Source organism: Nocardia sp. NPDC058480, from assembly GCF_042720495.1.
Classification (GTDB): Bacteria; Actinomycetota; Actinomycetes; order Mycobacteriales; family Mycobacteriaceae; genus Nocardia.
Window position 1 is genome coordinate 324,588 of record NZ_JBHXMN010000007.1, and the last position, 7,823, is coordinate 332,410.

Consider the following 7,823-nt stretch of genomic DNA (forward strand, 5'->3'; position numbering starts at 1 on the left):
ATCAGGCCAGTTTCAGCTCGGCCAGCGCGCGCTGGTGATCGCTGCGGTGCTTGAGCACCACGCCGAGCGTGGCGCGCACGGTCGCGTCGTCGAGGTCGGCGGCGCCGAGGGCGAGCAAGGTGTTGCCCCAGTCGATCGTTTCGGCGACCGAGGGCAGCTTCTTGAGTTGCATTCCGCGCAGCACGTGCACGACCCGCACCAGTTGCTCGGCCACGGTGCTCGGGAGTTCCGGTACGCGGCTGGCCAGGATGCGGCGCTCGAGGTCTTCGTCGGGGAAGTCCAGGTGCAGATACAGGCAGCGGCGTTTGAGTGCCTCCGACAGTTCCCGGGTGGCGTTCGAGGTGAGCACCACGAACGGCTTGCGGGTGGCGGTGATAGTGCCGAGTTCGGGCACGGTCACCGCGAAATCGCTGAGCACTTCGAGCAGCAGGCCTTCGATCTCGACATCGGCCTTGTCGGTCTCATCGATCAGCAGCACCGTCGGCTCGGAGCGCCGGATGGCGGTGAGCAAGGGGCGCGAGAGCAGGAACTCCTCGGTGAAGACGTCGGCTTTGGTTTCGGCCCAATCGTTTTCACTCGACGCCTGGATCCGCAGGATCTGCTTGGCGTGGTTCCACTCGTAGAGCGCACGGGCCTCGTCAACGCCCTCGTAGCACTGCAGGCGGACCAGTTCGGCGTCGGCGACCTGGGCCACCGCTCGCGAGAGTTCGGTCTTGCCGACACCGGCCGGGCCCTCGATGAGCAGCGGTTTGCCCAACCGATCGGCAAGGAAGACCGAAGTGGCCGTTGCCTTGTCGGCCAGGTAGCCGGTGGTGGCGAGCCGGTCGATGACATCGTCGACCGAGGTGAAGATCGGTTCCTGTACGAGAGTCACGATCACACCGGCCGAGTCTGGCCGTCGCCCCACACGATCCACTTCGTGGAGGTGAGTTCGGGCAGTGCCATCGGGCCGCGGGCATGCAGCTTCTGAGTGGAGATGCCGATCTCGGCGCCGAAGCCGAACTGCTCACCGTCGGTGAACGCGGTGGACGCGTTCACCATCACCGCGGCGGCGTCGACTCGGGCGGTGAACTCGCGGGCGGCGGCCAGGTCGGCGGTGACGATGGCTTCGGTGTGGCCGGTCCCCCAGGTGTTGATGTGGTCGACGGCGGCATCGAGGTCGTCGACGACCTTCAGCGCGATATCCATGGTGAGGTACTCCTCACCCCAATCGGCATCGGTGGCCGGGACCTGACCGGGCAGATCGCCGTGGATGGTGACGCCCGCGTCTTCGAGTGCCTTGCTCAGGCGAGGCAGCGCGGTCTCCGCGACGGCGGCGTCGATGAGGACGGTCTCGGCGGCGTTGCAGACACTCGGGCGGCGGGTCTTGGCATTGAGCACGATGGCCTCGGCCATGGCCAGGTCGGCGGCCGAGTGCACGTAGACGTGGCAGTTGCCGGTGCCGGTCTCGATGGTCGGCACCTGGGCGTCGCGGACGACAGCGTTGATCAGGCCAGCACCGCCACGCGGGATCACCACGTCGACGAGGCCGCGGGCCTGGATCAGGTGGGTGACGCTGGAGCGGTCGTTGCTCGGCAGCAGCTGCACGGCATCGGCCGGAACACCCTGGGCGACAAGGGCTTCACGCAATACCTCGACCAGTGCGGCATTGGAATTCGCGGCCGAGGACGACCCGCGCAGCAGCGCCGCGTTGCCCGACTTGAGAGCGAGGCCGAACGCGTCGACGGTGACATTGGGCCTGGCCTCGTAGACCATGCCGACCACACCGAGCGGCACGCGCGTCTGGCGGATCTCGAGACCGTTCGGCAGGGTGGAGCCGCGAACGATGACGCCGACCGGGTCGGGCAGGGTGGCGACCTGACGCAGACCCGAGGCGATGCCGTCGATGCGGGCCTTGGTGAGCCGCAGCCGGTCGAGCAGGTTCTCCTCGGTACCGGCGGCCTGCGCGGTCGCGATGTCGGCGGCGTTGGCCGCGAGCACGCGATCGGTGGCGATGAGCAGGGCGTCGGCCGCCGCGTGCAGTGCGTCGTTCTTCTGCGCCGTGGTCAGCTGAGCCAGCACACGGGACGCGACGCGAGCCCTGCGGGCGGCGTCGTGCACCGCTGCGCGGATGTCCAGCTCGGGGGTCACTTCTACCGTCATGGGTATCAGCGTACGCAGTCCGACTCGCGCACTCGACGCCACCCAGCACCCGAAATACGGCTCCGACCGGCGGCGGGACCGAGTTGTCCACAGGTTCGGCGACGCTATCGACGCAGTTGTCCCCAAGGACGCCGACGCAGGGACTGCGTGTGGCGCGCACACCCGCTGACCGGCGCCGTCACCACGCTCTAGGCACGCATCAGCACCTTCGCCCCAGCGAGGATGGCAACCTCTCCGTCACAGCCGCCGACCAGTGCATACACATCCGCTGCCCCCTACTCCCACGGCGGCAAGGGATGCCCGAACCGATGGCGCCCTCGCCGCTAGATTCAGCGTTATGGACCGCACCGATTCGCCCACCGTCGTCGTCCTCGGCAGCGTCAATATGGACCTGGTCACGACAACCGCGCGCAGGCCCGCACCGGGCGAGACCGTGCTCGGGTCCGAGTTCGCGACAGTCCCCGGCGGGAAGGGTGCGAATCAGGCGATCGCGGCGGCACGCTCAGGCGCGCGGGTGCGGTTTCTCGGCGCGATCGGCGATGACGCGTTCGGGGCCGAACTGACGGCGGCGCTGTCGGACGCGGGCGTCGATACCACCTCGCTGCGCCGGGTCGATGGTGCCAGCGGGATCGCCTCGATCGTCGTCGACGGGGCCGGCGAGAACAGCATCATCGTGGTAGCGGGAGCCAACGGGCGGGTGACGGATCTGTCGACCGCCGAACTCGCAGCGATCGCGGCTGCCGACATCCTGTTGTGCCAGTTGGAGATTCCGATCGACACGGTGCTCGCCGCCGCCCGACACGCTCGCACGTCGGGCACGGTCGTCGCCCTGAATCCCTCGCCGGTTCAGTCGTTGCCCACTGAACTGTGGACCGCCGTGGACCTCGCGATTGTGAATTCCTTGGAATCCGAACAGTATTCGGCCGAACTGACCGAGGTCACCCACGTGGTGCGCACGCTCGGCGGGGACGGGGCGGTGTATCGCGGCCAGGACGGGACCGAGCTCTCCGTCGCGGGACTCGCCGTCGATGTGGTCGACACGACCGGCGCGGGTGACGCATTCACCGGCGCACTGGTCGCAACCTGGAATCAGGGTGCGCCGACCGCACTGAACTGGGCGAATACCGCCGGCGCACTGGCGACCACCCGCCTGGGCGCAAGCTCGTCGATTCCCAGCAGCGCACAGATCGCGGCGGCGATCACCACCGGCTGACCTGCCGGGCGCGGTGAAAATCAGGTGCGCCACATCCGTCCCACCCCTACCGTTGGTCCTTCATCTAGGAGAGGACCGACCATGTTTCCCGTCGAGCTGCGCGGTACGCGAGCGCAGACGCTCATGTGGGCCAACGAGCACGAGATCGAGCAGTCAGCGCTGCGCCAGCTTCGCAATATCGCGAACCTGGAATGGGTGTACGGACTGCGCGTGATGCCCGATGTGCACCTGGGTAAAGGCGCGACGGTCGGGTCGGTGATCGCGATGCGTGATGCGGTCGCGCCCGCTGCGGTCGGGGTCGATATCGGCTGCGGGATGGAGAGCGTCAAGACCGATCTCACCGCCGCCGACCTGCCGGACGATCTGCGCTCGCTGCGCAGCCGGATCGAGCAGGCGGTGCCCGTCGGCTTCCAGGCGCACAAGGATGCCGTGAACGTGACGAAGCTCGGTGCCGAGCTCGCGGGTTCACACGGGCAGGCCGCCTTGCGCGCCAACGGGTGGGAGCGGTTCTGGCGTTCGTTCGGGGAGCTGCACCCCGGGGTTTCCCAGCTGGAGTCCAAGGCGCACAAGCAGATCGGATCGCTCGGGTCGGGGAATCACTTCATCGAAGTCTGCCTCGACTCCGACGATGCCGTCTGGATTCTGCTGCACTCCGGTTCGCGCAATATCGGCAAGGAACTGGCCGAGCGGCACATGGCGGTGGCGCGTGCGCTGCCGCACAACCAGTCGCTGCCGGATCGGGACCTGGCCGTCTTCGTGTCCGGGACCTCGGAAATGGACGCCTACCGGCGTGATCTCACCTGGGCGCAGGAGTACGCCGCGCGCAATCGCGCGGTGATGCTGTCGCTGGTGTGCCGTGCGGTGCGCGACGAATTCACCGGGCGCGAGGTGCGTTTCGACGAGCCCATTTCCTGCCACCACAACTATGTGGCCGAGGAGATCATCGACGACGAGCCGATGCTGGTGACCCGTAAGGGTGCGGTGCGGGCCGGATCCGGTGAACTCGCGTTGATTCCGGGGTCGATGGGGACGCGGTCGTATGTGGTGCGGGGCAAGGGGAATCCCGCTTCGTTCCAGTCGGCCTCGCACGGTGCGGGACGGCGGTTGAGCCGGTCGGCCGCCAAACGGCAGTTCACGGTCGCGGATCTGGTCGCGCAGACCGAGGGTGTGGAATCGCGGAAGGACGCGGGGGTGGTCGATGAGATCCCGGCCGCGTACAAGGACATCGATCAGGTGATCGCGGCACAGGCCGATCTGGTCGATGTGGTGGCGACGCTGCGTCAGGTGCTGTGTGTGAAGGGCTGATTCATCGTCGGCGCAGGGTGCCCGCCACACCCGCGCCGACGAGCAGCAACCCGACGACGAAGGTGTAGCCGCTGGTGATCCACGCGTGGAGCGCGAGGTGCATTTCATCGGTCATCAGCGGCAGATCACCCACCATCCGCCACGTGCTCTCCGGCGAGACGAAGTAGACAAGGCCGGGCAGCACACCCCACACCAGTCCGGCCAGGACGGTCGCGACGGGAGTGAACCCGGCCAGCGCGCTCACCAGCAGGAGCAGCAGCGCGCCCACGATGATCTGCAGGGTCGAGCCGAGCCGGTCGGCGGCGTCACCGAGGATGACCCACCGGCTGGTGTCGAGTGCCCCGTGTGCGGCGAGCCCCATCCCGACCGGCGTCACGATCAGCGCGAGAAACGCGCCGATCAGCGTGCGGGAGGTGTTCGAATTCGTCTGGAATTGCGAACCGGGCGGCGTCCACCCAGCAGGCGAGTCGAATCTGTTCGACATAACGCCCCTCCCGCGGTCAGGCAATAGCCCTATTCTCCTCCCCCGCAGGACCATTCGCCGACTGAATGGCCGATCTGGCTGTGCGAGGCGACGCCTGATCTCGCACGAACATGGGTAACTCCACCGGGCACGAGCCAACCGCGCCCCCGACGTTCCCACGGCCGCGCCCCCTGCTCCCTGCGCACCCGAATCCGGCCAGAATCGCGGAGAGGCGGTACCTACCTGTCGGAGGTGTGCGGCACGATAGGCGCATGACCTCACCCGCAGGCAACGATGTGCTCGACCTGACGGACCCTGACCTGCGCGAACGAGCTGAGCAGCTGCTTCGTGAGCTCGCCGGGCCCGACGCGCGGTTGCGGGAGGATCAGTGGATCGCGATCGAAGCGCTGGTGGTGCGACGCAGGCGGGCGCTGGTGGTGCAGCGGACCGGCTGGGGTAAGTCAGCGGTGTATTTCATCGCGGCCAAGTTGCTGCGCGGGGCGGGGCGTGGACCGACGGTGATCGTGTCGCCGCTGCTGGCGTTGATGCGCAACCAGGTGGCGGCCGCCGAGCGCGCCGGGGTGGTGGCGGCCACGATCAACTCGGGCAATGTCACCGAGTGGGACGAGATCCATCAGCGGGTGGCCGACGGTGCGGTCGACGTGCTGCTGGTGAGCCCGGAACGGTTGAACAACCCCGACTTCCGCGATCAGGTACTGCCGCGTCTGGCCGCCGACGCCGGGCTCGTCGTCATCGACGAAGCGCACTGCGTGTCGGACTGGGGCCACGACTTCCGGCCCGATTACCGCCGCATCAGAACGCTGATCGCCGACCTCGGGTCGGAGGTGCCGGTCCTGGCGACCACCGCGACCGCCAACGACCGGGTGGTCACCGATGTGGCCGGGCAGATCGGCACCGACACGCTGGTGTTGCGCGGCACGCTGGATCGCGAGTCGCTGCACCTGTCGGTGGTGCGGTTCGACGACGCGGTGCAGCGCACGGCGTGGCTGGGCGAACAGCTACATCGGATGCCGGGCTCGGGCATCATCTACTGCCTCACGGTCGCCGCGGCCAACGATCTGGCCGACCTGCTGAATTCGCACGGCCACACCGTCGCCGCCTACACCGGCCAAACCGACCCCGCCGAACGCGAGGTGCTCGAGGCCGCGCTGCTGAACAACGAGGTCAAGGCGTTGATCGCGACGTCGGCGCTCGGTATGGGCTTCGACAAGCCTGATCTCGGTTTCGTTGTGCACGTCGGGGCTCCGTCCTCGCCGATCGCGTACTACCAGCAGGTCGGTCGTGCGGGCCGCGGCACCGAGCGCGCCGAGGTTGTCCTGCTGCCGGGCCCCGAGGACGCGCGGATCTGGAGCTACTTCGCGTCCGTCGCCTTCCCGCGTGAGCACATCGTGCGCTCGGTGCTCGCCGCGTTGGATACCGACCGGGCGATGTCGACGGTGGCGCTCGAACCGCTCGTCGAGCTGAACCGATCGCGGCTCGAGATGGTGCTGAAGGTGCTAGATGTCGACGGCGCCGTGCGGCGAGTGCGCGGCGGGTGGCTCTCGACCGGCCAGGACTGGGCCTACGACACCGAACGCTACGAGGGCTTGGCCGCGGCACGCGACGCCGAACAACAAGCGATGATCGACTATCAGTCGACGTCGACGTGCCGGATGACCTTCCTGCGCCGCCAACTCGACGACCCAGGCATGGCCGGGTTGGCAACAGCCGACCTCGATTGCGGCCGCTGCGACAACTGCACCGGCACCCGCCCCGACACCACGGTTGACGACGCCGCGATCGCCGCCACCCGGGCCCGCCTAGACCGCCCCGGCCTAGACCTCGCCCCCCGCAAACAGTGGCCGAGCGGCATGGCGAAATTGGGAATCCCGTTGTCGGGCAAGATCTCCGGCGGCGCCGAAACCGGCCGCGTACTGGGTCGACTCACCGATCTCGGCTGGGGCATGCGATTGCGCGCCCTGCTCGACGCCCCCGATGCACCGGTACCCGACGCGGTCTTCGACGCCTGCATCGCTGTGCTCCGCGACTGGACCTGGACCACCCGCCCCACCTCGGTGCTCGCCCTCGAATCCCCCCGCTACCCCCAGCTCACCACCAGCCTCGCCGCGCGCCTGGCCCAGATCGGCAGACTCGACAACCTCGGCACCCTCCACACCAGACCCGACCGCCCCCCGGTCTCCGCGGCCAACTCCGCCCACCGAGTGGCCGGACTGTTCGACTCCTGGGAGATCCCCGACCTCGCCGCGGTCAACGGCCCGATCCTGCTAGTCGACACCCTCACCGACACCGGCTGGACCATGACCGTCGCCGCCCACGCCCTCCGCACCAGCGGCGCCGACGCAATCCTCCCTTTCGCCCTGGCCACCCCCACCTAACCGCCCCACCCAGCCACACCGCACCCCGAAGACCAGAGCTCTACCGCACTCCCAGCCTCACCACCCACCCCGAAGTCCGCAGTGCCCTACCGCACTCCCAGCCCCACCACACACCCCGAAGCCCGCAGCCCTACCGCACTCCCAGCCCCACCACACACCCCGAAGCCCGCAGCCCTACCGCACTCCCAGCCCCACCGTGCACCCCAGGTCCGCCATGACCGCACTCCCAACCCCGCACCCGCGACCCATAGGGAGCGGCGGCCACGAAGTGGCCGGTCCGCGGCCGGGTCGCCGGTTAGCGCTC

The 7,823-nt window shown here is 68.5% G+C and carries 6 protein-coding genes; 3 read left to right on the forward strand and 3 right to left on the reverse strand.

Features of this window, described 5'->3' with window-relative positions:
- Position 1: 1 nt before the first annotated feature.
- Complete coding sequence (locus ACFWO8_RS19740) at positions 2–880, reverse strand: AAA family ATPase (protein ID WP_378952915.1); 879 nt, start codon at positions 878–880, stop codon at positions 2–4.
- Positions 877–2,142: a glutamate-5-semialdehyde dehydrogenase gene (locus ACFWO8_RS19745; protein ID WP_378952918.1), complete on the reverse strand. Its 1,266-nt coding sequence runs from the start codon at positions 2,140–2,142 to the stop codon at positions 877–879. Before ACFWO8_RS19745 ends, ACFWO8_RS19740 begins: the two co-directional genes overlap by 4 nt.
- A gap of 337 nt (positions 2,143–2,479) precedes the next feature.
- Here ACFWO8_RS19745 and ACFWO8_RS19750 point away from each other — a divergent pair, with 337 nt between their 5' ends.
- Both ACFWO8_RS19750 and ACFWO8_RS19755 read left to right on the forward strand, forming a co-directional pair.
- The gene (locus ACFWO8_RS19750; protein WP_378952921.1) at positions 2,480–3,355 is read left to right on the forward strand and encodes a ribokinase; all 876 of its coding nucleotides are present in this window, start codon (positions 2,480–2,482) and stop codon (positions 3,353–3,355) included.
- Positions 3,356–3,436: 81 nt separating this feature from the next.
- Complete coding sequence (locus ACFWO8_RS19755; protein WP_378952924.1) at positions 3,437–4,660, forward strand: RtcB family protein; 1,224 nt, start codon at positions 3,437–3,439, stop codon at positions 4,658–4,660.
- A gap of 1 nt (position 4,661) precedes the next feature.
- On the opposite strand, the gene ACFWO8_RS19760 is transcribed toward ACFWO8_RS19755, so the two are convergent.
- The gene (locus tag ACFWO8_RS19760) at positions 4,662–5,144 is read right to left on the reverse strand and encodes a hypothetical protein (RefSeq protein ID WP_378952927.1); all 483 of its coding nucleotides are present in this window, start codon (positions 5,142–5,144) and stop codon (positions 4,662–4,664) included.
- A 251-nt stretch (positions 5,145–5,395) separates the two neighbouring features.
- Here ACFWO8_RS19760 and ACFWO8_RS19765 point away from each other — a divergent pair, with 251 nt between their 5' ends.
- Positions 5,396–7,519 (forward strand): RecQ family ATP-dependent DNA helicase, encoded by a 2,124-nt coding sequence (locus ACFWO8_RS19765; RefSeq protein ID WP_378952930.1) that lies wholly within the window; start codon positions 5,396–5,398, stop codon positions 7,517–7,519.
- The last annotated feature ends 304 nt before the right edge of the window (positions 7,520–7,823 follow it).

Coding starts and splice junctions, on each gene's coding strand:
- ACFWO8_RS19745 (WP_378952918.1), bottom strand. CDS start 2,142: ATGACGGTAGAAGTGACCCCCGAGCTGGACATCCGCGCAGCGGTGCAC.
- ACFWO8_RS19750 (WP_378952921.1), top strand. CDS start 2,480: ATGGACCGCACCGATTCGCCCACCGTCGTCGTCCTCGGCAGCGTCAAT.
- ACFWO8_RS19755 (WP_378952924.1), top strand. CDS start 3,437: ATGTTTCCCGTCGAGCTGCGCGGTACGCGAGCGCAGACGCTCATGTGG.
- ACFWO8_RS19760 (WP_378952927.1), bottom strand. CDS start 5,144: ATGTCGAACAGATTCGACTCGCCTGCTGGGTGGACGCCGCCCGGTTCG.
- ACFWO8_RS19765 (WP_378952930.1), top strand. CDS start 5,396: ATGACCTCACCCGCAGGCAACGATGTGCTCGACCTGACGGACCCTGAC.